The 22,572-nt window shown below is 65.7% G+C and carries 21 protein-coding genes; 12 read left to right on the top strand and 9 right to left on the bottom strand.

Annotated elements, in window-relative coordinates; translation table 11 throughout:
- Positions 1–232: DUF3039 domain-containing protein (locus VFH65_RS02720; RefSeq protein WP_353319591.1), on the bottom strand; the 232-nt coding region annotated here is incomplete at its 3' end.
- 47 nt (positions 233–279) lie between these two features.
- Here VFH65_RS02720 and VFH65_RS02715 point away from each other — a divergent pair.
- From VFH65_RS02715 to VFH65_RS02705, 3 genes are all read left to right on the top strand, one after another.
- Positions 280–696, top strand: coding sequence for a DUF3099 domain-containing protein (locus VFH65_RS02715; RefSeq protein WP_414688341.1), 417 nt, complete (start codon positions 280–282; stop codon positions 694–696).
- A gap of 117 nt (positions 697–813) precedes the next feature.
- A complete protein-coding gene (locus VFH65_RS02710; RefSeq protein WP_353319589.1) occupies positions 814–1,803 on the top strand; it encodes a sigma-70 family RNA polymerase sigma factor in 990 nt (329 codons plus the stop codon).
- A 134-nt stretch (positions 1,804–1,937) separates the two neighbouring features.
- Positions 1,938–2,630 (top strand): metal-dependent transcriptional regulator, encoded by a 693-nt coding sequence (locus tag VFH65_RS02705; protein WP_353319588.1) that lies wholly within the window; start codon positions 1,938–1,940, stop codon positions 2,628–2,630.
- Positions 2,631–2,645: 15 nt separating this feature from the next.
- On the opposite strand, the gene VFH65_RS02700 is transcribed toward VFH65_RS02705, so the two are convergent.
- Both VFH65_RS02700 and VFH65_RS02695 read right to left on the bottom strand, forming a co-directional pair.
- Positions 2,646–3,689: a DUF4192 domain-containing protein gene (locus VFH65_RS02700; protein WP_353319587.1), complete on the bottom strand. Its 1,044-nt coding sequence runs from the start codon at positions 3,687–3,689 to the stop codon at positions 2,646–2,648.
- Between the two features lie 90 nt (positions 3,690–3,779).
- Positions 3,780–4,544 carry a hypothetical protein gene (locus VFH65_RS02695; protein ID WP_353319586.1) on the bottom strand — a complete coding sequence of 255 codons (765 nt, stop codon included), beginning with the start codon at positions 4,542–4,544 and terminating at the stop codon, positions 3,780–3,782.
- Between the two features lie 79 nt (positions 4,545–4,623).
- Here VFH65_RS02695 and sthA point away from each other — a divergent pair, with 79 nt between their 5' ends.
- Positions 4,624–6,030 (top strand): Si-specific NAD(P)(+) transhydrogenase, encoded by a 1,407-nt coding sequence (gene sthA / locus VFH65_RS02690; RefSeq protein WP_353319596.1) that lies wholly within the window; start codon positions 4,624–4,626, stop codon positions 6,028–6,030.
- A 10-nt stretch (positions 6,031–6,040) separates the two neighbouring features.
- Here sthA and VFH65_RS02685 read toward each other — a convergent pair whose 3' ends face one another.
- Positions 6,041–6,847 carry a trypsin-like serine peptidase gene (locus tag VFH65_RS02685; protein ID WP_353319585.1) on the bottom strand — a complete coding sequence of 269 codons (807 nt, stop codon included), beginning with the start codon at positions 6,845–6,847 and terminating at the stop codon, positions 6,041–6,043.
- Positions 6,848–6,965: 118 nt separating this feature from the next.
- Here VFH65_RS02685 and VFH65_RS02680 point away from each other — a divergent pair, with 118 nt between their 5' ends.
- The 3 genes from VFH65_RS02680 to VFH65_RS02670 are packed head-to-tail and all read left to right on the top strand — an operon-like array spanning position 6,966 to position 9,751.
- A complete protein-coding gene (locus tag VFH65_RS02680) occupies positions 6,966–7,949 on the top strand; it encodes a proteasome assembly chaperone family protein (RefSeq protein WP_353319584.1) in 984 nt (327 codons plus the stop codon).
- 47 nt (positions 7,950–7,996) lie between these two features.
- Positions 7,997–9,019, top strand: coding sequence for an alpha/beta fold hydrolase (locus tag VFH65_RS02675; RefSeq protein WP_353319583.1), 1,023 nt, complete (start codon positions 7,997–7,999; stop codon positions 9,017–9,019).
- Positions 9,020–9,064: 45 nt separating this feature from the next.
- The gene (locus VFH65_RS02670; RefSeq protein ID WP_353319582.1) at positions 9,065–9,751 is read left to right on the top strand and encodes a PhzF family phenazine biosynthesis protein; all 687 of its coding nucleotides are present in this window, start codon (positions 9,065–9,067) and stop codon (positions 9,749–9,751) included.
- Between the two features lie 12 nt (positions 9,752–9,763).
- On the opposite strand, the gene nrdR is transcribed toward VFH65_RS02670, so the two are convergent.
- Together nrdR and VFH65_RS02660 are read right to left on the bottom strand one after the other, a co-directional pair.
- Positions 9,764–10,234, bottom strand: a complete 471-nt coding sequence (nrdR, locus tag VFH65_RS02665; RefSeq protein WP_353319581.1) for a transcriptional regulator NrdR — start codon at positions 10,232–10,234, stop codon at positions 9,764–9,766.
- 162 nt (positions 10,235–10,396) lie between these two features.
- Complete coding sequence (locus tag VFH65_RS02660; protein ID WP_353319580.1) at positions 10,397–10,846, bottom strand: LysM peptidoglycan-binding domain-containing protein; 450 nt, start codon at positions 10,844–10,846, stop codon at positions 10,397–10,399.
- 210 nt (positions 10,847–11,056) lie between these two features.
- Here VFH65_RS02660 and lexA point away from each other — a divergent pair, with 210 nt between their 5' ends.
- Positions 11,057–11,761, top strand: coding sequence for a transcriptional repressor LexA (gene lexA, locus VFH65_RS02655; RefSeq protein ID WP_353319579.1), 705 nt, complete (start codon positions 11,057–11,059; stop codon positions 11,759–11,761).
- Positions 11,762–11,779: 18 nt separating this feature from the next.
- On the opposite strand, the gene VFH65_RS02650 is transcribed toward lexA, so the two are convergent.
- Positions 11,780–13,726 carry an LGFP repeat-containing protein gene (locus VFH65_RS02650; protein ID WP_353319578.1) on the bottom strand — a complete coding sequence of 649 codons (1,947 nt, stop codon included), beginning with the start codon at positions 13,724–13,726 and terminating at the stop codon, positions 11,780–11,782.
- A 122-nt stretch (positions 13,727–13,848) separates the two neighbouring features.
- Entirely contained in the window at positions 13,849–14,994 is a 1,146-nt protein-coding gene (locus VFH65_RS02645) for an acyl-CoA dehydrogenase family protein (protein WP_414688342.1), read from the bottom strand.
- 129 nt (positions 14,995–15,123) lie between these two features.
- Between VFH65_RS02645 and VFH65_RS02640 the strand changes: the two genes are divergently transcribed.
- From VFH65_RS02640 to VFH65_RS02625, 4 genes are all read left to right on the top strand, one after another.
- Positions 15,124–17,445, top strand: a complete 2,322-nt coding sequence (locus VFH65_RS02640) for a molybdopterin guanine dinucleotide-containing S/N-oxide reductase (protein WP_353319576.1) — start codon at positions 15,124–15,126, stop codon at positions 17,443–17,445.
- An 8-nt stretch (positions 17,446–17,453) separates the two neighbouring features.
- Complete coding sequence (locus VFH65_RS02635) at positions 17,454–18,086, top strand: methyltransferase family protein (RefSeq protein ID WP_353319575.1); 633 nt, start codon at positions 17,454–17,456, stop codon at positions 18,084–18,086.
- An 85-nt stretch (positions 18,087–18,171) separates the two neighbouring features.
- Entirely contained in the window at positions 18,172–18,408 is a 237-nt protein-coding gene (locus tag VFH65_RS02630) for a CsbD family protein (protein WP_353319574.1), read from the top strand.
- A gap of 362 nt (positions 18,409–18,770) precedes the next feature.
- Positions 18,771–21,101, top strand: a complete 2,331-nt coding sequence (locus tag VFH65_RS02625) for a putative bifunctional diguanylate cyclase/phosphodiesterase (protein WP_353319573.1) — start codon at positions 18,771–18,773, stop codon at positions 21,099–21,101.
- Between the two features lie 7 nt (positions 21,102–21,108).
- On the opposite strand, the gene hflX is transcribed toward VFH65_RS02625, so the two are convergent.
- A complete protein-coding gene (hflX, locus tag VFH65_RS02620; protein ID WP_353319572.1) occupies positions 21,109–22,533 on the bottom strand; it encodes a GTPase HflX in 1,425 nt (474 codons plus the stop codon).
- Positions 22,534–22,572 lie beyond the last annotated feature (39 nt).

The raw sequence follows: 22,572 nt of genomic DNA, 5'->3' as shown, positions 1-22,572 counted from the left end.
TCTTGAGCTTTTCGTAGATCCGCTTGCACTCGGGACACACCGGGGAGCCCGGCTTGGCGGCCCGCGTCACCGGAAACACCTCGCCGCACAACGCGACGACGTGCGTACCCATGACAGCGCTTTCGGCGATCTTGTCCTTCTTCACATAGTGGAAGTACTTCGGGGTGTCGCTGTCGGTCCCGTCGTCTACGCGTTCGTCGGTGTCGGTGCGCTCGATCGTCTGGGTTCGCATGGGTCCATTTTGCCGGTGATTTATCCAGCCCGTAAAGCAGGCGACGAATGTGGAACAGTGGAGGTATGAAACACGGCCAAGAGCTGAGTTTCGACGACGACGGCAGGCCCGTCCTGATCACCCGCGCGGCACCCTCCCACGAGGTGCAGCACCGCGAGCGCGTGCGGAAATACCTGACGATCATGTCGTTCCGGATACCGGCATTGATTTTCGCCGCCGTCGCCTACGGCATCTGGCACAACGGGTTGATATCGCTCGCAATTTTGGTGGCGTCGATTCCGCTGCCGTGGATCGCCGTACTGATCGCCAACGATCGGCCGCCGCGGCGCGCCGAGGAGCCGCGGCGGTACGAATCGCGCCGGATACCTCTTTTTCCCACTGCCGAGCGTCCTGCTCTGGAACAACGCGCAGCGTCGGCGCCGCAGCCGGATGGGGCCGATCCGGAAGGCGATGTTCCCAGCTGAGGAACTTCTGGCTCTATTCTCAGCGCATTCTCAGGTCGACGCCGGATAACCGCAGATCAGAAGGTGTGAACCGGGCAACGGGTGGGAACTCCTAGCGGCAGATGGGCGTTGTAGCTCATGACAGTTCGAGCCGATCAGGAGGCCGTCATGGCGAATGCCACCACCGCCCGCTTCGACCAGGATCTGGACGCCCAGAGTCCAGCCGCTGATCTAGTGCGCGTGTACTTGAATGGCATTGGCAAAACGGCCTTGCTCAATGCCGCCGATGAGGTTGAACTCGCAAAGCGCATCGAGGCCGGCCTTTACGCGCAGCATCTTCTTGACACCCGGAAGCGTTTGGGCGAGAACCGCAAACGTGATCTCGCCGCAGTTGTCCGTGACGGCGAGGCGGCGCGACGCCATCTGCTGGAGGCGAACCTGCGACTGGTCGTCTCGCTGGCGAAGCGCTACACCGGTCGCGGCATGCCGCTGCTGGACCTGATTCAGGAGGGGAACCTCGGCCTGATCCGCGCGATGGAGAAGTTCGACTACAGCAAGGGCTTCAAGTTCTCGACTTATGCCACGTGGTGGATCCGTCAGGCGATCACCCGCGGTATGGCCGATCAGAGCCGCACCATCCGGTTGCCCGTCCATCTGGTCGAGCAGGTCAACAAGTTGGCCCGGATCAAGCGCGAGATGCACCAGAACCTCGGCCGTGAGGCCACCGATGAGGAACTGGCAGAAGAGTCCGGCATCCCCGCGGAGAAGATCGCCGACCTCCTCGAGCACAGCCGCGACCCGGTGAGCCTGGACATGCCGGTCGGCAGCGACGAAGAGGCGCCGCTTGGTGACTTCATCGAGGACGCCGAGGCGATGTCGGCCGAGAACGCGGTCATCTCCGAGCTGCTGCATACCGACATCCGCCACGTGCTGGCCACCCTCGACGAGCGCGAACAGCAAGTGATCCGGTTGCGGTTCGGCCTCGACGACGGTCAACCTCGCACGCTGGATCAGATCGGCAAGCTGTTCGGTCTTTCTCGCGAGCGGGTCCGCCAGATAGAGCGCGAGGTGATGGCCAAGCTCCGCAACGGCGAGCGCGCCGACCGTCTGCGCTCTTACGCCAGCTAGACACGGTGCACTGGGCCCGCCGGGCAACCGGCGGGCCCAGTGGTGTGTCGCACGCGGGAGCCCAGTGCACGGCGAATGTTGCACCGCAGTTCAGGCGGCCAAACCGGTAGACTCGCCGTGACGGAGGGTGCGGAATGAACGATCTTGTCGATACCACCGAGATGTACTTGCGGACGATCTACGACCTCGAGGAAGAGGGCGTAGTTCCGTTGCGCGCGCGCATCGCCGAACGCCTCGAGCAGAGTGGACCCACCGTCAGCCAGACCGTTTCCCGGATGGAGCGCGATGGACTGCTCCACGTCGCCGGCGACCGGCATCTAGAGCTGACCGACAAGGGCCGCGCCTTGGCCGTCGCCGTGATGCGCAAGCACCGGCTCGCTGAGCGGCTGTTGGTCGACGTGATCGGGCTGCCATGGGAAGAAGTGCACGCCGAGGCGTGCCGTTGGGAACACGTGATGAGCGAGGACGTCGAGCGCCGCTTGGTGCAGGTCCTCAACAACCCGACCACCTCGCCGTTCGGCAACCCGATCCCCGGCCTGTCCGAGTTGGGCGTCGGCGACCACTTGGCCAATGACGCCATCAACCTGGTCCGGCTCACCGAACTGCCGGCCGGGATGCCCGTCGCGGTTGTCGTGCGCCAACTCACTGAACACGTCCAGGGCGACGCCGAGCTGATCGCCAGGCTCAAGGACGCCGGCGTGGTGCCCAACGCGCGAGTTACCGTGCAAGGCAACGACCATGGCGGGGTCATGATCGTGATCCCCGGCCACGAGCAAGTCGAGCTGCCTCACCACATGGCCCACGCCGTGAAGGTCGAAAAGGTCTAGCGCAGAGCCGCAGAGCTATCCCGCACGCCTGCCGAACGGTCGCTTCGGCGGTAGCCGCACGCCCAGCTGATCGGCCAGATGGTAGCCCGTGACGGCCAGTTCACGAATCTGTTCGGGCCGCATGCCCGACTGCAGAGCAGTGTCGAGCATGCCTGCCATCCGGTGTGTGGGATCGCCCCGTAGCGCCGCGTCCAGCGCCACCCCGGCCAGCGGGCCGTCGCCGCGGACATAAGCGGAGAACGCGAGCAGCACCAGTGCCTCCACCCGCCACGGGTCGGGCAGCGTGCGCGACAACAACGCCCACAGAGACTCTGCCTGCCCTGCGCTCTCCCCCACCGCAAGTGCGTACAGGGTGTCACGCACACGCGGATCCTTCAGCGCCCACGCCAGCCTCGCCAGCTGGTCATCCGACAGCTCCCGGCCATCGACCACGTGCGCGGCAGCGGCAATGGCGTCTTCGATGTCGACGCGCGCCTGAGCATCCGGTTGTTCGGCGTCAGCCGGTTCCTGGTCGGCGATGACGTCGACGAGCGCGGCGCGGCGGACCGGATCGCTTACTTCGACGACCTGCTGCAGCTCGGCGCGACGGGTGTAGAGCCTGCGTCCGTCCAGAACGGCCGCCATGGCCAACGGCGACGCCGACGGGTCGTTCACGATGCCTGCGCTACCGCAGCCATCCGCGCAGTGCCAGCGGCCGCCGACGGCGACCCGATCCACCACGTGGGCGGCCAGTAGTTCAATGCCCCTCTCAGCGAGCGAGTCGGCCAGGACGGCGGCCAGTTCGCGGTATTCGTCGTTGCACATCCGGCAGTCGGCTCCGTCCTCGTCGACCACGACTGCGATCGCCGAATCCGGTTTGGCCGCGGCGGCCACTTCCGCGATGTGCTCAACGGACTCCAGCAGTTCGTCCGAAAGGTCCACGCGCATAACGCATCCCATTTCGCCGCGGTCCGCGGTCACGAGTACGAGAGACTTTTCGGGCACGAAGCCGAGCACGGCGGGCAGAGCCGCGATCAGGACAGCGGGCCGGTTCAAGTGGAAATCACGTGGTTGCGTCATGAGCCAAACTTTGCGATCGGAACCGTCGGTCACACGTCCGAAGCGAGGCTTCAGGCGCGGCCTGGGGATGAAATCGCGACTGTGAATGGACTAGGGCCCGTCGACGCGATGCACCTTGAGCACCGCGTCGGTGAACAGCGTGTCCAGCGACTGCGTATCAGGCGCGGAGTCGGTGGCGCCCTCTAGCAGCCAGGTTGCGCGCACGAGCACCTGGCCGATTTGGGCCGCCAACGTCATCGTTCGGCGCGTCGATCCCGACGGCAAGGTGACGGTCTGGTCGACGGCGTAGCTGTCGTCGGCGTCGACAGGCGGGGCAGGCAACAGCGTCGCCGTCACCGAGAACGTCTCGCCGTCGCGGACAGCCGTGAACGACGGGCAGGCGGTCAGTTGCTCGGCCCTGGCCCGCAGCGGCGGTGCGGGACTTGTCACCGCAACGATCAGGCTGCTGGAGTCCTCGCTGTCGGTACCCTGCGCGGCGGCGGTGTGATGCGGCGTTAGCGGCGGCGACGCGCAGGCCGGCGGGGTGACCACAGATCCGCCGGGGACACCGTCGATGTCCTGCAATACCCGATCCATCGCCGTGCCGTCGAGCACCACGGCGGGATACCGCGCGGGAAAGCGCTCGGGCTCAATCAGCAAGTCCGCCACCGGAATCGGCGGGCGCTCCTCGTCTGCGGGTCCCGCGGGGTGCGCTGCCCCCACGATCACCCGGGTGCAACCACCGAGCAGCATCGTGGCCATGAGCAGCGCGCAACCCATGACCACCGATCCCGACCTGACCATCGACGTCATCGTCTCACCGGCCGGCCAGACGTAAGGGCAGGCGCGCGCGTAACTTCCGATTCGCTCTGCCACGCAGTTAATTCACTTGCTATTGACGCCAGTCGGCGTGCGAGATTGCCGCAACCGGCGTACACCTTGTGCCATGGCTTCTGTGCTGGAATACGACCTCGTCGTCATCGGATCGGGCCCGGGCGGGCAGAAGGCCGCTATCGCCGCGGCAAAGCTCGGCAAGTCGGTCGCCGTCATCGAGCGCGGGCGGATGCTGGGCGGCGTATGCGTGAACACCGGCACCATCCCGTCCAAGACGCTGCGCGAGGCCGTCGTCTACCTCACCGGCATGAGCCAGCGCGAGCTGTACGGCGCGAGCTACCGGGTCAAAGAGAAGATCACCCCCGCCGACCTCTTGGCCCGCACCAGCCATGTCATCGGCAAGGAGCAGGATGTCGTCCGATCGCAGCTGATGCGCAACCGGATCGATTTGATCCAGGGCCACGGTCGCTTCGTCGACGCGCACACGGTGCTGGTCGAGGAACCCACCCGCGGCGAGCGCACGAGCGTCAGCGGTGAGTACATCGTGATCGCCACGGGCACCAAGCCAGCCCGGCCCACCGGCGTCGAGTTCGACGAGGACCGGGTGCTGGACTCCGACGGCATTCTCGACCTCAAGTCCCTGCCGTCGACGATGGTGGTCGTCGGTGCCGGCGTCATCGGCATTGAGTACGCCTCGATGTTCGCCGCCCTGGGCACCAAGGTCACCGTCGTGGAGAAGCGCGACAACATGCTCGAGTTCTGCGACCCGGAGATCATCGAGGCCTTGAAGTTCCACCTGCGCGACCTGGCGGTGACGTTCCGCTTCGGCGAGGAGGTGACGGCCGTCGACGTCGGCGCCGCGGGCACGGTGACCACGCTGGCCAGCGGTAAACAGATACCGGCGGAGACGGTGATGTATTCGGCTGGGCGACAAGGCCAGACCGACCACCTCGACCTGGCGAACGCAGGCCTGGAGACCGACAGCCGCGGACGGATCTTCGTTGACGACCAGTTCCAAACCAAGGTCGACCACATCTACGCCGTCGGCGACGTGATCGGCTTCCCCGCGCTCGCCGCGACATCGATGGAGCAGGGCCGGCTGGCCGCCTATCACGCGTTCGGCGAGCCGACCAAGGGCATCACCGAGATCCAGCCAATCGGCATCTATTCGATCCCCGAGGTGTCCTACGTTGGCGCCACCGAGGATGAGCTCACCAAGGATTCGATCCCGTACGAGGTCGGTGTGTCGCGCTACCGCGAGTTGGCGCGCGGGCAGATCGCGGGCGACTCCTACGGCATGCTCAAGTTGCTGGTATCGACTGAGGATCTCAGGCTGCTCGGCGTGCACATCTTCGGTACGAGCGCCACGGAACTGGTGCATATCGGCCAGGCGGTGATGGGATGCGGCGGCACGGTCGACTACCTCGTCGACGCCGTCTTTAATTACCCGACGTTCTCGGAGGCCTACAAGGTCGCGGCGCTCGACGTGATGAACAAGCTGCGCGCGCTCAATCAGTTCCGCACCTAGTCGTCGCCGGTTAGTCGCACCCGTCGTTGAACACTGTTGGCGGGTCATCGGCCGGGCCGCCTGCCTCGGCGCGCCTGAGCAGGCCGGTGATCGCGTCGTCGAACGGCGGCGAATACGAACTTTTGTCTTCACAGCCGCCACCGTCGAGGCCGCCGACCAGACCCGTGACCGTCGACCCGGTTACCCACGGCGCACCCGAGAACCCATCGACCAGGCCCTCGCAGGGCAGCGACGGAAAGCCTTGTGTCGCAGGCACAGTGGGGCCCCGGCAGGCGATAGGACCGCCGCCTTCACCCATCGGGTAACCGGTGACCGTGACGACCGTCCCCGGATTCGGAGCCGACCCCAGCGTCAGGCCGCCACCGGCTTCGGCGACGATTGTGCCGCCCGCCTCGCGACTCACCCTGGCGATCGCGAAGTCGGCCATCGGATCCTGGTTCTGCATCCACCGCGGGTCCAGATAGACGGCGTCGAGGTGCCAGACGTCCTCCGGCGCGGCATCATTGCTGAAACCGGCGACGAATGTGGCGTCGACGCCGTCGGCGAGGCAGTGCGCCGCGGTCAGAATCAGGTCTCCCCCGGCCGAGTCCAGCACCGCGCCACTGCAGGTGTGAAATGAGCCGCCGCCGAGAAACACCGCACCCACCTCAGGGTCGGGTTGCACGGGCTGCGCCGTGGCCGGTGCCGTCGCAGGTTGCCTAAGTAACGGGGCGGCCGTGGTGGGATGTTCGGTGGTGCCGGCACGGGTACACGCCGCCGTAACCGCGAGCAGCAGCGTGATCGCCAGGACAGTCCGGCCGGCCGCCGATACGCGCACCCCACCGATCTTGCCCGAACGGCAGGCACGCGACATTGGGCAAACGTCGCCGGGTGGGGCGGCAACGGCATCCACCGCGATATGCGCGACACTAGGTGTCACGAGGAGGCGAGGCAGAATGGCTGACGACCCAGGTAGTCCAGATCAGCACTACCAGCCCGAGCAGACCGGGATTTACGAGTTGGAGTTCCCTGCGCCGCAGCTGTCATCCGACGACGGCCGCGGACCGGTGATGATCCACGCCCTCGAAGGCTTCTCGGACGCCGGACACGCCATCCGATTGGCCGCAGCGCATCTCAAGAACACGCTGGACACCGAACTGGTGGCGTCGTTCGCCATCGACGAACTGCTCGATTACCGCTCGCGGCGTCCGATGATGACGTTCAAGACAGACCACTTCACTCACTACGAAGACCCCGAGCTCAACCTGTACGCGCTGCACGACACGGTCGGCACCCCATTCCTGTTGCTCGCCGGCATGGAGCCTGACCTGCGCTGGGAGCGCTTCATCACGGCGGTGCGGCTGCTGGCCGAGCGGCTCGGCGTTCGGCGGGTCATCGGGCTGGGCACCATCCCGATGGCCGTGCCACACACCCGCCCGATCACCATGACCGCGCATTCCAACGAAAAGGAGCTGATCGCCGACCACCAGCCCTGGGTCGGTGAGGTGCAGGTGCCCGGCAGCGTGTCGAACCTGCTCGAGTTCCGGATGGCCCAGCACGGCCACGAGGTCGTGGGCTTCACCGTCCACGTTCCGCATTACCTGGCCCAAACGGACTACCCCAGTGCGGCCGAGGCGCTGCTCTCCGAGGTCGCCAAGAGTGGTTCGCTGCAGATACCGACTGCGGCGCTCACTGAGGCGGCCGCCGAGGTGCACGACAAAATCAACGAACAGGTCGCCGCAAGCACCGAGGTCGCTCAAGTGGTGGAGGCGCTGGAGCGACAGTACGATGCGTTCGTTGCCGCTCAGGAGAACCGGTCGCTGCTGGCGCGCGATGAAGATCTGCCAAGCGGTGACGAATTAGGCGCCGAGTTCGAACGATTCCTCGCACAACGTGACAAGTTCAAAGACGGCTTCACCGACGACCCGGACAACAAGTAGCAGCCCCTGCCGGCCCGACGACGAAGTTGGCGAAATGACCCGGATTCATGGCTAAACGAAAGCCCAACTTGCGTTCCGTGAGGGAACTGACGCCGACGCTTGCGTATCGGACCATCCATGGGTACCGGCGCGCGTACCGGGTGGCCGGTTCCGGCCCGACGATCCTGTTGATTCACGGCATCGGCGACAACTCCACCACGTGGAGCACAGTTCAGAGCAAGCTCGCCCAGCGGTTCACGGTCATCGCACCCGACCTTCTGGGACACGGCAAGTCTGACAAGCCGCGCGCCGACTATTCGGTGGCCGCATACGCCAACGGCATGAGGGATCTGCTCAGCGTGCTCGACATCGACCGGGTCACGGTGGTCGGCCACTCGCTGGGCGGTGGGGTCGCGATGCAGTTCGCCTACCAGTTCCCGCAGCTGGTCGACCGGCTGATTCTGGTCGGGGCGGGCGGGGTGACCAAGGACGTGAACTTCGCGCTGCGGGTCGCCTCGCTGCCAATGGGCAGTGAAGCACTGGCGTTCCTGCGCCTGCCACTGGTGCTGCCAGCCCTGCAGGTGGTGGGCCGGATGGCCGGCGGTGTGATCGGCTCGACCGGCCTGGGTCGCGACCTTCCCGATGTACTGCGGATCCTGGCCGACCTTCCGGAGCCGACCGCCTCATCGGCGTTCGCACGCACATTGCGCGCCGTGGTCGACTGGCGCGGCCAGGTGGTCACCATGCTGGACCGATGTTATTTGACGCAATCCGTTCCAGTGCAATTGATTTGGGGCAGCCACGATTCGGTGATCCCGGTAAGCCACGCCAGGATGGCGCACGCCGCGATGCCCGGTTCACTGTTGGAGATCTTCGAAGGTTCCGGGCACTTCCCATTCCATGACGATCCGGACCGATTCGTCGAGGTCGTGGAGCGGTTCATCGATTCCACCGAGCCCGCCATCTACGACCAGGATTACCTGCGCAGCCTGCTGCGCACCGGCATCAGCGAGGGCGCCATTTCCGGTTCGATCGACACCCGCGTCGCCGTGCTTGACGCGATGGGCACCGACGAACGCAGCGCGACCTGACAGGCGGGAAGCCGACCGCGATCCGATAAGAAGTAGCATCGGCCCATGGCCATCGACGTGACAGTGCTGCGCGTTTTCACCGACCCTGACGGCAACTTCGGAAACCCCCTCGGCGTTGTGGACGCCAGCACGGCAGACCCCGGCGACCGCCAGCGGATAGCCACCGAATTGGGTTACAGCGAAACGGTATTCATCGACCTGCCAGAACCCGGTACCAGCACGGCTCACGCGCGCATTTATACGCCCGCCACCGAGCTTCCGTTCGCAGGGCATCCGACCGTCGGTGCTTCCTGGTGGCTACGCGACATTGGCAGACCGATCCATACTCTGCAGGTCCCGGCGGGCATTGTGCAGGTCGCCTACGAGGATGATCTGACCGCGGTCAGCGCCCGTTCGGACTGGGCGCCGGAGTTCGCGATCTACGACATTGCGACCACCGATGAGCTCTTCGCGGCCGATCCCGACGATTATCCCGACGACATTCAGAACTACCTGTGGACATGGACCGACAAGGAGCGGGGCGAGCTGCGCTCACGCATGTTCGCCGCGAACCTCGGCGTGCCCGAGGACGAGGCCACCGGCGCTGCTGCCGTGCGGATCACCGATTACCTCAGCCGTGATCTGACAATCGTGCAGGGCAAGGGATCGGTCATCCACACGCGATGGAGCGCGGAGGGCTGGGTTCGGATCGCCGGCCGCGTCGTCAGCGACGGCGTGAAGCAGATCGACTGACGACCGCTGGAGTCAGTTCTGGGCGGGTTGGGGCGAATTGCGATGCGCCCGCAACGCTTCGATCTCGCGCTCGAAATCCTCTGCCGACGAGAACGACCGGTACACCGATGCAAATCGCAGATAGGCGACCTCGTCGAGTTCCCGCAGCGGACCAAGGATCGCCAGCCCCACCTCGTGGCTGGGCACCTCGGGTGAGCCTGCCGCCCGGACGGCGTCCTCCACCTGCTGGGCGAGCAGATTCAACGCGTCGTCGTCGACCTGTCGGCCCTGGCAGGCCCGCCGAACGCCCCTGATGACCTTCTCCCGGCTGAACGGCTCGGTGACGCCGCTGCGCTTGACGACAGCCAGCACGGCCGTCTCAACCGTGGTAAACCGCCGCCCGCATTCGGGACACGACCTGCGGCGCCGGATCGCCTGGCCTTCGTCGGTTTCGCGCGAATCGACCACGCGAGAGTCGGGGTTACGGCAGAACGGACAGTGCATCACCGCTCCTTCGCCGCGACGACAAACAACTACCTCGAACGTCTCCGAGCGTACCTGCGTGCCTTCAGCGAGGCCCAGCACCTGGGCAAACGGGGCGCATGTCGCCGCCGTGCCGACCAGAGTGGTTGTGCGACAATGCCTTTCACCGCTCACGGCACGGTACTAGCCGACGGGAGCGATGAGTGTCTGCCCCGCGTCCAGCGCCGCCGATTCGAGCTGGTTGAGTTCGCGAATCCGCTCGACGACCTGGCCAGCCGGTGCGTCGGGCGCCACGCGCGCAGCTACGTGCTGCAGGGTCTCGCCGGCCTGGACCTGGATCACCGCCAGCCGCGTCGGCACCTCGGCGGCACTGTCGGTTGTCCCGCCCAGCTGGGCTACGAGGCCGAGCCACACGGTGATCGCCGCGGCGGTCAGCGCGAGCATCACGGTGGTGACCGGGGATATCGGGCGTCGACGATGCGAAGCCCGCGACATCAGCACTCCCGTGCCGCGGTAGCGCATCGGCGCCCCGCCGGGGCGATCAGACCGTGGCCTGCGGCGTGTGTCGGCCGGCCGGATTCCCGGCCTGACCACCGGTGCCGCCTGGGTTTCCCGGGTGTCGAGAATCGTCATTGCTCTGCCCTCCGCTCCGTCGTTTTCGCTCTTGTGTTCGAACAGTACTCGATCACCTGTTCGATTTATAGAACATGTGATCGAACTGTTGCCAAACGATAGGGCAGCCCACCGACAAAATTCGGCCACCGCTTCCGGCGACCTGGTTCAAGGCGACACGCCTCGAACACATGTTTGATTATTGGCCCTGCGCGGACTACATTCGGCGCCATGAGCGACGACAGCAGCGACACCCCGGTCAGCACGGACAGCACCGGCGGACGCCGAGGACTCGATGCGGGTCTCACCGAGCGTCAGCGCACCATCCTCGACGTCATTCGCGCCTCCGTCACCAGTCGCGGCTATCCGCCGAGCATCAGGGAGATCGGCGATGCGGTCGGCCTGACGTCGACGTCGTCGGTTGCTCACCAGTTGCGCACCCTGGAGCGAAAGGGCTATCTGCGGCGCGATCCGAACCGGCCGCGCGCCGTCGACGTGCGCACTCCCGAGGATATGGCGAACATCGTCACCACCGAGGTGGCTGGGTCCGACGCGCTACCCGAGCCGACGTTCGTGCCGGTGCTCGGCCGCATCGCGGCCGGCGGGCCGATCCTGGCCGAGGAGGCCGTCGAGGACGTCTTCCCACTGCCCAAAGAGCTTGTCGGCGAGGGGTCGCTGTTCTTGCTCAAGGTGGTCGGAGAGTCGATGGTCGACGCGGCGATCTGCGACGGCGACTGGGTGGTGGTGCGTCAGCAGAACGTGGCCGACAACGGCGATATCGTCGCGGCGATGATCGACGGTGAAGCGACGGTGAAGACCTTCAAGCGCACGCGTGGTCAGGTGTGGCTGATGCCGCACAACCCGGCGTTCGATCCGATTCCCGGCAATGACGCTGCGGTGCTCGGCAAGGTCGTGACCGTCATCCGCAAGATCTAGCGGAGATCTGACGGCGATCTAGTCGCCCTTGACGAAACCGTTGGTGCGAGCGATTTCCTCGCTGGCGAACCATATTTCGGCGCGGGCATCGTCATAGAACGCGCTGCCCGGCGACCAGTACAGACCGGACTTGGTATCGGCCTTGACCGGGTACCCCTCCGGCGCCTGGTTGGGGTCGTCGAGTGGAAGGCGAAGCGCGGTACGAGATGGTTCGGGCTCGTCGATCTCGATACGTGCGTGGCGCCCGGTGTCGGTCAGCGGATCGCGTTCAACCGCGGTTGGCACGCGAGTGGGAGTGGTGTCGACCGAATCGGGGTCTTCCTGCTCCTCGTCGTGCGCCTCTTGTGCGACGGCCGGCGCCGCGGCAGGGTGAGCCTCGGTGGTCTCGTCAACGCTCTCAGGTGCACCCCACAGGCTGATCGGAGCATCCGGATAGGACCGCTGGCCGACTGTCGAAGAGGGAAGCGACCCAAGCACTTCGCGCGAGTAGCCGTCGCCGAACAGCTCGGCCGCGTGATCACCGGTAGTTGACTGGTCGGCGGCCCCAGGTCCGCCGCTGTACGCCGGAACGTCCAATCCGAGACCGGCTTCCGCGTCGAACCGATCGTCGTCGCGACCACTGCGTCGGCCCCTCATAGCGGCGAAGGCCACCAGCCCGACGAGGAGCAATACCGGGACAACAGCGAGCAACCACCACCAGTGCCACTGGAAACCCTTGTCGCCGCCGGTATCCGATGCCTGCGGGGTGTTGGGCGCCTTGGCTGGCTCGTGTCCAGGGACCTGCAGGCCCGACAACTCGGATGCCAGATTCGACGGCTCGGTGGTGAACTTGTTGGTCGAGGAATCCCACGAGACCACACCGCCGCTGAACCGCTGCGTGATGACGTTGCCGTTCTCCGTCTGGTCGGCCATCGGCGCGCCGAGTTCACCCTTTGCGCCGCCGAGCTTTTCCCAGGCGGCGTTCATGGCACCGCGCACGATGACGGCGCCGTAGTCGGGCGTCCAGAAGATGACCGGTTTGTCCTCGGCCGCGAAGGTGCTGATCCGGCTCGACGGCGCCAGGCCGCCGTCGCCCTCGTCACTGGTCGGGAATCCGAGGTCGCCCTCTGGACCGCCGACGCTTTCGTACTTGGCCAGGACTTGGCCGGTCACCACGTTCGCACCGGTTTCGCGGCTGTAGAAGATCTTGCCGCCTGCGAAGTTCTGGCCCAGACCGTCGCCGCCGATTGGATACGGCGGGCCTTCCGCCCCGCCGAGCGCAAGCGCTCCCCCGGCCGCTCGCCGGGCCGCGTTGATCGCCGACGCCGGATCGTCCGGGATCTCGAGGTCCGCCAGTTCCCCTGCCAGCTCGGGCGGCACAGTGGTGAACGTCTTGGCCTTGGCGTCGTAGGACAGTTCTCCGCCGGTGAACTTCTGGTTGACGACGTCGCCGCGATACGCCTCGTCCTCGGTCGGCACACCCAGCCTCCCGGCCGAGCCGCCGAGCTTGTCCCACGCGGCGTTGATGGGCCCGCGCACCACCCGGGCGCCGGTTTCCGGCGTCCAGAAGATGACCGGTTTGTCGGCTGCGCTGAACGTGGTGTTGCGGCTGCCAGGAGCGCGGCCTGCGCCCTCGTCGATAGTGGGGAAACCGAGATCGCTGTCGGCCGGACCGCCCAGCGCCTCGTACTTCTCCAGAATCGCGCCGGTCATGATGTGGGCGCCGGTGGCCGGGGTGAAGAAGGCCTTGCCGCCGGCGAAGGTCTGTCCGAAGCCCTCGGCGACGGGGTAGACGCCGCCGTCTTTGGGCCCGAGCGGGCCAGTGGGGCCGCCGCTGGCGTCCCACGCCGCGGTGATCGACGCGTCTGCGTCGGACTCCGGAGTCGCGACCGCAATAGGAGCGCAGAGTACGAGGGCCGCCACACTCAACAGGCCGATTGTCATCCGCGCGATCAGCCCGCTCAGCACTGTGCCCCGTTTCGTCATCTGCTAGTCACGTTGAGTATCGCCCCCGCGACCGTGTCTGATGACGATAACCAAGGCGTGTCGGCGATACAGCACAACGTGGCGTCAATATTCCGACGCGCCCCGCCTTGTTCTGCTCTGCGTCAGACGCCCAGGCTGCGGCCGATGATCTCCTTCATGATCTCGGTAGTGCCGCCGTAGATCGTCTGCACGCGCGAGTCAAGATATGCCCGGGCGACCGGGTATTCACGCATGTAGCCGTAGCCGCCGTGCAGCTGTAGGCACCGGTCGATCAGGTACACCTGCTTCTCGGTCGAGTACCACTTCGCCATCGCCGCCTGCTCGGCGGTCAGCTTCTCGTCGAGGTGAAGCTTCAAATACTCGTCGACCATCATCCGCACGACGGTGGCCTCGGTGGCAAGTTCGGCCAGCAGGAACCGGCTGTTCTGCTGGCTGCCGATGGGGCGGCCAAATGCCTTGCGCTCCTTGGTGTATCGCAACGTCTCCTCGAGCGTGGCCTCCATCGCCGTTGCCGCCATCACCGCGATGCCGATGCGCTCCTGCGGCAGGTTCTGCATCAGATAGACAAAGCCCATGCCCTCTTCGCCAAGCAGGTTCTCGGCGGGCACCTTGACGTCGGTGAACGACAACTCTGCGGTGTCCTGCGCGTCGAGGCCGATCTTGTCGAGCTTGCGGCCGCGCTCGAAACCCTCCATGCCCCGCTCAACCACGAGCAGCGAGAAGCCCATCGCACCCTTATCCGGATCGGTGCAAGCCACCACGATCACCAGATCGGCGTTGATGCCGTTGGTGATGAACGTCTTCGCACCGTTCAGCACGTAGTGATCGCCATCCTTGACGGCGCGCGTCTTGATGCCCTGAAGGTCGCTTCCGGTTCCGGGCTCGGTCATCGCGATCGCGGTGATGACTTCCCCGGTGCAGAACTGCGGCAGCCACCTTTGTTTCTGTTCCTCGGTGGCGAGTCGCAGCAGATACGGCGCGACAACGTCGTTGTGCAAGCCGAAGCCGATGCCGCTGTAGCGGCCGGCGGTGGTCTCTTCGGTGACAATCACGTTGTAGCGGAAGTCCGGGTTGCCGCCGCCGCCGTACTCTTCGGGCACCGCCATCCCGAGAAAGCCCTGCTTACCGGCTTCCAGCCACACGCCGCGGTCGACGATCTTGTCCTTCTCCCACTGCTCGTGGAAGGGCGCCACGTGGCGATCCAGAAACGCCCGATACGACTCGCGGAACAGGTCGTGGTCGGGCTCGAAGAGCGTGCGTTCATACAGGACGACGGGCGATTTTTCGGTGCCCAAGGCTGACCTCCGGATCGGTGGGGCGTTGCACCGACGATATACCATCCAACCGGGTGGTTGGTTGGCCGGAGGAGGTCGGTCGCCGGCCCTAGACTCGCCGCCATGGTGCAGCCCCAATGTCGCCAACCGAGCGGCTCCGGAGCCCCAACCAGCCTCACGCACTGGGGCGCATTCACCGCGACCATCGATTCCGGTGACATCGCTTCAGTCACACCTTTCGACGGCGACACCGATCCATCGCCATTGTTGGGCAACCTTCCCGGGTCAATCCGGCACCGCTCGCGGATCACCACGCCTGCGGTGCGGCGCGGCTGGCTGCGCAACGGACCGGGCCCGAGTACGCGCCGTGGCGCCGACGAGTTCGTCGCCGTCTCATGGGAGGAGCTCACCGAACTGCTGGCCGGCGAGCTACGCCGGGTCGTCGACACCCACGGCAACGAGGCGATCTACGGCGGCTCGTACGGCTGGGCCAGTGCCGGCCGGTTCCACCACGCGCAGAGCCAGGTGCACCGGTTCCTCAAACTCCTTGGTGGATATACCTTTTCACGGCACTCGTACAGCCTTGGCGCGACCGGGGTGATCATGCCACGAGTGGTCGGCAACCACGATGATCTGTTCAAGCGATCCACCTCATGGGAGGTCATCGTCGAGCACACCGATCTGCTGGTGTGTTTCGGCGGGCTGGCTTTGAAGAACACCGCGATCAATCACGGTGGCACCACTGCGCATCCGGCGCGGGACGCGTTGCGCCGCTTCCGCGACCGTGGCGGTCGGATCGTGTCCTTCTCGCCGCTGCGTGATGACGTCGAGGGCGACTGCGAATGGCATGCGGCGGTGCCTGGCACCGACGTGGCCATCATGCTCGCTCTGGCGCACGTGCTGGCCACCGAGTCGCTGGCCGATCGGGGCTTTCTCCGCACGTACTGCACCGGTTACGAGCGCTTCGAGCGCTATCTGCTCGGCCTCGACGACGGTGTGCCGAAGTCACCGCAGTGGGCGTCGCCGATCTGCGGGTTGCCCGCCGAGGACCTCATCGGGTTGGCGAGGCGGATGGCCGCCTGCCGCACCATCGTCACCGTCAGCTGGTCGCTGCAGCGCACGCTGCACGGCGAACAGGCGCCATGGATGGGTTTGACGCTTGCCGCGATGCTGGGCCAAATCGGCCTTCCTGGAGGCGGTTTCGGCCACGGCTACGGCTCGATGAACGAGCCGGGACTGCCGCCACTGCGCTTTCGCCTGCCCAAGCTGCCGCAGGGGCCGAATCCGGTGCAGACGTTCATCCCGGTCGCCGCGATCAGCGACATGCTGCTGCACCCCGGTGAGCCTTTCGACTACAACGGGCGACGGCTGACGTACCCCGACATCAGATTGGTGTACTGGGCAGGCGGGAATCCGTTTCACCACCACCAAAACATCCCGCGGCTGCGGCGGGCGCTCGCCAGGGTCGACACCATCGTGGTGCACGAACCCTACTGGACCGCGATGGCCAAGCACGCCGACATCGTGGTGCCGTCGACCACGCCGTTCGAACGCAACGACTACTCCGGTTCGCGAAACGATCCGCTGCTGATGGCGATGCCCAAGATGGCCGAGCCATATGCCCAATCCCGCGACGATTACACGACTTTCGCGGCCCTGGCCGAAACGCTGGGATTCGGCGAACAGTTCACCGAGGGCCGAAGTGCCTGGCAGTGGCTGGTGCATCTGTACGACAAATGGGCCGCGGGGCTGGATTTCGCGGTACCGGAATTCGACGACTTCTGGGCGATGGGCCGGGTGCGGCTCCCCACCGAGAACGGGCTCACCCTGCTGGCCGACTTTCGCGCCGACCCGCAGGCGAACCGACTTGGCACCCCTAGCGGTCGTATCGAGATCTTCTCGGCCGACATCGACAGCTTCGGCTATGACGACTGCGCCGGCCACCCCAAATGGTACGAGCCCGCCGAATGGCTCGGTGGCTCCCGCGCGGCCAGCTATCCGCTGCACCTGCTGGCCAACCAGCCCGCGTCAAGGCTGCACAGTCAGCTGGATGGCGGCGCCACCAGCCAGGCATCCAAAGTGCAAGGGCGCGAACCGATCCGGATGCACCCGACGGACGCGGCCGCGCGCCGGCTGTCCGACGGCGATGTGGTCAGGGTGTTCAACTACCGCGGGGCCTGCCTGGCCGGGGTGGTAATCGACGATCGGCTGCGCCCCGATGTGGTGCAGCTTCCGACCGGCGCGTGGTTCGATCCGTTGGATCCCGCCGATCCGGACACCATGTGCGTGCACGGCAATCCCAATGTGCTGACCGACGACGTCGGGACCTCGTCGCTGGCCAGGGGGTGCACCGGCGCCCACGCGCTGGTGCAGGTCGAGAAGTACACCGCGCCACTGCCGCCGGTGCGGGCGCACGAGCCGCCGACAATCCGATCCGGGCCGTAACGCCCGACATGGAAATCGCGTTCGCATGGCTGGCGGTGGCGTTGTTCCTCGTTTTCTTCGCCGTCGACGTGCTGGCGCGGGGCTATCTGCACTGGCGCTCGACCGGGTCGACGGGAACTCCACGTCGCGTCTCGGGCTTGAAGGCATCCGATTTCGCAGGCGGTGCGGTCGCATTCGCGGGAATGACGACGACTGTCGCAGGCGCCGTCCTCGCTGCCACGAGCCGGATGGACGCGGTGCGCTATCTCGAATTCACCGGGGTGCGCGTCGCCGGAACGTTGTTGGCCGCCTTCGGCATTGGCGCAGTGTGGGTCGCGCAGTCCGGGATGGGCACGTCGTGGCGGGCCACCATCGATTACACCGAGCGCCCTGAACTGGTCACAACCGGCTTGTTCGCGGTGATCCGCAACCCGATCTTCACGTTCATCATCGTCACCGCGGCCGGGTTGGCACTGATGGCACCGAACGCGGTCGCCCTGACCGGTGTCGTCGCAGTGGCATTGGGCATCGACGTGCACGTCCGACGCGTCGAGGAACCCTATCTTCGGTGGGCACATGGCGACGCGTATGTCCGCTACGCCGCGAAGGTCGGCCGTTTTGTCCCGGGCGTCGGCCGGATCAAACGAACTGATGACGTCTGATTTCAGCCGACCGCAAACATTGCCAACTCTGTCACCTTGTACGAATCCGTGTTTAGCGAAATGGCCAACTGGGAACAGTCAGCTCATGTCGGATAAGAACAGCGGTCCCGAAGAAGCGGTCAAGGGTGTAGTCGAAGGAGTCAAGGGCAAAGCCAAGGAAGTCGCCGGTGCCGTCGCGGGCCGTGATGATCTGTACCGCGAGGGCCAGGCCCAGCAGGACAAGGCTGACGCTCAGCGCAACGCAGCCAAGAAGGAAGCTGAAGCCGACAGCGCCCGCGCGGCCGCCAAAGCGGCCGAAGAGCGCCAGAAGTCCGAGCAATAGCGCGCACATGAGCTGAGGTGCCCGCGTCGTGGGGTGCGGGCACCTCCCTACGTCCGGACTCGCAACATCGTGGCTTCGCGTTCGCCAACATGACTGTGGGGGGCGCTGATTCGGCGCACGCAAAGCCACCTATGTCAGTCCCGTCGGTCGCGGGCTCTCGACACTGAGGATGCCTGGCCGCACTCCGGTCTTAGCTGCGGCCGCATATTGGTGCGTCTTGCACTGCCTGAACGCCGATACGATCTGCTAATACAGACACGGCTTGCGCTCGGAAAGCTGGTTTTGGCCGTTTGGGAGACGGAGTGGGGATTTGCCACAGAGGGTCCGCCGGCTCTGAGTTGCGACCCACGTTTGTACGGCCGGTGCCGCCAGACCCGAAGGCTGCCCGGGCGGGCGGACGATGGCGCACACGGCTGCAGTTCCCCCTGCTGGTCGTCATCGCAACGTATCTCTGCACAACGTTGCCCCTAATCGATCGCGACCACGATTACTCATGGTGGATCGACGGGATCTGGCAGAACCTCGCCTACGGAGCTGCCGCGCTGCTGTGCGTGGTCCGGATTCGGCCGTCGAGTCCCGATCGTCGCGCCTGGCAGTTCGTGGCGGCGGCTTTGGCGTTCTGTGCGCTTGCCAACACCTATTGGTGCTGGTTCATCCAGCCGATCGTGCCAGAACCATTCCCGACACTGACGGATGTGATGTGGCTGGCGTACTACCCCTGCGTCTTCCTCGCGGTGTGGCTGCTCGTGCGGGCTCGGATCGAGCATTTCCCGCTGACTGTCGGACTGGACGGACTCCTGGTGGGGCTGGGAACCGCATCCGTAGCGGCCGCGTTGGTCCTGCCCGCCGCGTTGTCGGAGTTGGGCACCGGCATTGTTGTAGTGGCGACAACTCTGGCGTATCCGATTCTGGACATCGTCCTGCTGGCCGCCATGCTTGCGGCGTGCGCGGTGTTTCGGTGGCACCCGCCGCACGGACTATGGTGGCTCATTCTCGGATCGGCGCTGTTCGCATTCGTCGACTCCGTCTATCTGCTTCAGGCCCTTGACGACTCGTACACGTACGGCGGTTTCGTCGACGCAGCGTCCGTCGTCGCTGCAACGATGACCGCGTTGGCACCGGGACGGCATCGCCGAGCCTCGATCGAGAGTGTCCCGCGCGCGGTTCCCTTGGCCGTCCCGATTGTGTGCACCTGTTTGGGCCTGTTCATTCTGATACTCGACGATTACGTCGAAATTGTCCGGGCTGCAACGTATCTCGCACTCACTACCGTGCTGGCGTCGATGGGCCGGATCTTGGCCGCTTACTGGGAATCGGGCCCCGCGGGTGAACATGCCCATCTCGCGCGGACCGACGATCTGACCGGGCTGCCGAACCGGCGCGGCTTCTACACGCGAGCGGGCTTGTTACTACGAACCCCGAACCACGGACTTTCGCCGGCACTGCTGCTCTTGGACCTCGACAACTTCAAAGACATCAACGACTCCCTGGGCCACGCCGCAGGAGACGAACTGCTGCGCGTTGTCGCCGCCCGGTTGAATGCCAGCCTGCGCGACGAGGACCTGCTCGTCCGCCTCGGCGGTGACGAGTTCGCCGTACTCCTGCCCGACGCCGACGAGGCCGGCGCCACCCAAGCGGCAAGCAGATTGCTCGACGTCGTAGAAAAACCCGTGCCGCTCGAGGGCCTTCGAGTACAGGTCACGGGCAGCATTGGCATCGCGGCCAGCCCTTCCCACGGTGAAGACGTCGGTACATTGCTGCGCCACGCAGACATCGCGATGTACCGCGCGAAGCAGCAGCGCGTCGGCTACGTGTTCTACGCCACCGAAGCCGCAGGCAACCGAGCGCTCGAAACCACACGCGCGAGCATGCGGCTGCTCGATCAATTGCGTATTGCGGTCGCGAATCGCGATCTGTGCGCGCACTATCAGCCCAAGGTCGATCTGCGATCGGGCACCGTAGTCGGCGTCGAAGCCCTTGTCCGCTGGGATCATCCAGAGCACGGGCTCATCGGGCCGGAACACTTCCTTCCCGCCGTGCGGCAGAACGGGCTCATGCACGCGATGACGATGGCCGTCCTCGATGAGGCACTCGACGGCGCTGTGCAGTTGCGCGACCGGCATGGCCCGCTGCCCGTTGCGGTGAATCTGTTCCCGCCGAGTCTCGGTGACCTCGATCTGCCGCTGCAGATCTCCGACGCATTGTCCCGCCGCGACCTGAGCCCGAGTCTGGTGGTTGTCGAGATAACCGAAGACTTTCTGCTGAGCAACCGCAACCGTGCGCTCAACGTCCTTCACGAGCTGCGCGAATTGGGCGTCGGTATCGCCATCGACGATTTCGGCACGGGTTACTCGGCGTTGTCCTACTTGCGCGAGCTACCGATTGACGAGGTCAAGCTGGACCGTTCCTTCATCGCACCCATCACCGCGGATCGGCGCGCCGCCGAAATCGTGCGCACTGTGATCGATCTCGCCGAGACCCTGGGCCTGACCGCAGTGGCAGAAGGAGTCGAGAACGCCGAAACGGCCAGGGCCCTTGTCAATTGCGGTTGCACGGTCGCGCAGGGATACTTCTGCGGCCGGCCGCTGCCGCTGACCGGACTATTCGATTACATTGCCGAACCCGCCGACCCGTCCGCGTGGCTCACAGAGGGCGGCGACCCGATGGATGACAGCCGGCGCGTGCGGACTTAGCGGCGGTTCAGGAGTTGGAGAACGTCGAGAACTCGCGCAGGCTGGCGGCCAACGGAACAGGTACCCGCGCTTTGATTCTGGTGCCGTCTGCGGTGTGCTCGGTGGCGTCCACGCGGCCGTCGGCATGAACCCTGTTGACGAGTTCGCCGCGGTCGTACGGGATCGTCACGTCGACCATGGTGTCCGTCGGCGCGATCATCTCGGCCATTCGCTGCTGCAACCGGCCCAGACCCTCGCCCGTATGCGCGGAGACGAACACCGCGTCGGGCAGCGCGCGGCGCATCTGTGCCATCGCCAGATCGCTTGCCGCGTCGACCTTGTTGACCACCAACAACTCCGGAGCCGGCCGGCCCTCGTGATCAGCAATAACGTCGTTGACCACCTGTCGGACCGCGTTGATCTGCGCGAAGGGGTTGACGTCGGAGCCGTCGACCACGTGCACCAGTAGATCGGCGTCGACCACTTCTTCCAGTGTGGAGCGGAACGCCTCCACCAGCTGCGTGGGCAGATGCCGGACAAACCCGACGGTGTCGGTCATCACGAACGGCCGTCCGTCCTCGAATTCCCCACGGCGCGTGGTGGGTTCGAGTGTGGCGAACAACGCGTTCTCGACAAGTACACCGGCTCCGGTCAACGCGTTGAGAAGACTCGACTTGCCTGCGTTGGTGTAGCCGACAATTGCGATCGAGGCCACGTCGCTGGCCAGCCGACGGCCACGCTGGGTGTCGCGGACTTTCTTCATGTCCTTGATTTCGCGGCGCAACTTGGCCATTCGCTCGCGGATGCGACGGCGGTCCGTCTCGATCTTCGTCTCACCCGGACCACGAAGGCCCACACCGCCACCGCTGCCGCCGGCTCGGCCGCCGGCCTGACGCGACATCGATTCGCCCCAGCCGCGCAGCCTCGGCAACATGTATTCCATTTGGGCATAAGCGACTTGCGCCTTGCCTTCCCTGCTGGTGGCGTGCTGGGCGAAGATGTCGAGGATCAGCGCCGTGCGGTCGATGACCTTGACCTTGACCGCCTTCTCCAGCGCCGTCAGCTGAGCGGGACTCAGCTCACCGTCGCAGATGACAGTGTCGGCGCCAGTGGCCAGCACCACCTCGCGCAGTTCCTGCGCCTTGCCGGAGCCGATGTAGGTCGACGCGTCGGGCTTGTCTCGCCGCTGGATCAATCCCTCCAGGACTTCGGAGCCGGCCGTCTCGGCGAGCGCCGCGAGCTCGGCGAGGCTGGCGTCAGCATCGGCGGCGCTGCCGTCGGTCCATACACCGACGAGCACGACGCGTTCCAGCCGCAGCTGCCGGTATTCGACCTCGGTGACATCGGCGAGTTCGGTCGACAGACCGGCCACGCGGCGCAACGCCGTGCGGTCTTCGAGAGCGAGCTCACCCGCGCTGGGGGTGCTCCTGAACGGGAAATTGGGAGAAGTCATAGGTCTTCACAGGTTTGCACGCCTGCAGCAGATCGTGCA

The organism is Mycobacterium sp. (assembly GCF_035697385.1).
In the GTDB taxonomy this organism is placed as follows: Bacteria; Actinomycetota; Actinomycetes; order Mycobacteriales; family Mycobacteriaceae; genus Mycobacterium.
Note: the sequence above shows the minus strand (reverse complement) of the source record. Positions and strands in the feature narration are given on the sequence as shown.

What these genes read in the sequence shown, in the direction of transcription:
- VFH65_RS02715 (WP_414688341.1), top strand. Translation starts at nt 280, where the DNA reads ATGTGGAACAGTGGAGGTATGAAACACGGCCAAGAGCTGAGTTTCGAC.
- VFH65_RS02710 (WP_353319589.1), top strand. Translation starts at nt 814, where the DNA reads ATGACAGTTCGAGCCGATCAGGAGGCCGTCATGGCGAATGCCACCACC.
- VFH65_RS02705 (WP_353319588.1), top strand. Translation starts at nt 1,938, where the DNA reads ATGAACGATCTTGTCGATACCACCGAGATGTACTTGCGGACGATCTAC.
- VFH65_RS02700 (WP_353319587.1), bottom strand. Translation starts at nt 3,689, where the DNA reads ATGACGCAACCACGTGATTTCCACTTGAACCGGCCCGCTGTCCTGATC.
- VFH65_RS02680 (WP_353319584.1), top strand. Translation starts at nt 6,966, where the DNA reads ATGGCTGACGACCCAGGTAGTCCAGATCAGCACTACCAGCCCGAGCAG.
- VFH65_RS02675 (WP_353319583.1), top strand. Translation starts at nt 7,997, where the DNA reads ATGGCTAAACGAAAGCCCAACTTGCGTTCCGTGAGGGAACTGACGCCG.
- VFH65_RS02670 (WP_353319582.1), top strand. Translation starts at nt 9,065, where the DNA reads ATGGCCATCGACGTGACAGTGCTGCGCGTTTTCACCGACCCTGACGGC.
- nrdR (WP_353319581.1), bottom strand. Translation starts at nt 10,234, where the DNA reads ATGCACTGTCCGTTCTGCCGTAACCCCGACTCTCGCGTGGTCGATTCG.
- VFH65_RS02660 (WP_353319580.1), bottom strand. Translation starts at nt 10,846, where the DNA reads ATGACGATTCTCGACACCCGGGAAACCCAGGCGGCACCGGTGGTCAGG.
- lexA (WP_353319579.1), top strand. Translation starts at nt 11,057, where the DNA reads ATGAGCGACGACAGCAGCGACACCCCGGTCAGCACGGACAGCACCGGC.
- VFH65_RS02650 (WP_353319578.1), bottom strand. Translation starts at nt 13,726, where the DNA reads ATGACGAAACGGGGCACAGTGCTGAGCGGGCTGATCGCGCGGATGACA.
- VFH65_RS02640 (WP_353319576.1), top strand. Translation starts at nt 15,124, where the DNA reads ATGGTGCAGCCCCAATGTCGCCAACCGAGCGGCTCCGGAGCCCCAACC.
- VFH65_RS02635 (WP_353319575.1), top strand. Translation starts at nt 17,454, where the DNA reads ATGGAAATCGCGTTCGCATGGCTGGCGGTGGCGTTGTTCCTCGTTTTC.
- VFH65_RS02630 (WP_353319574.1), top strand. Translation starts at nt 18,172, where the DNA reads ATGTCGGATAAGAACAGCGGTCCCGAAGAAGCGGTCAAGGGTGTAGTC.
- hflX (WP_353319572.1), bottom strand. Translation starts at nt 22,533, where the DNA reads ATGACTTCTCCCAATTTCCCGTTCAGGAGCACCCCCAGCGCGGGTGAG.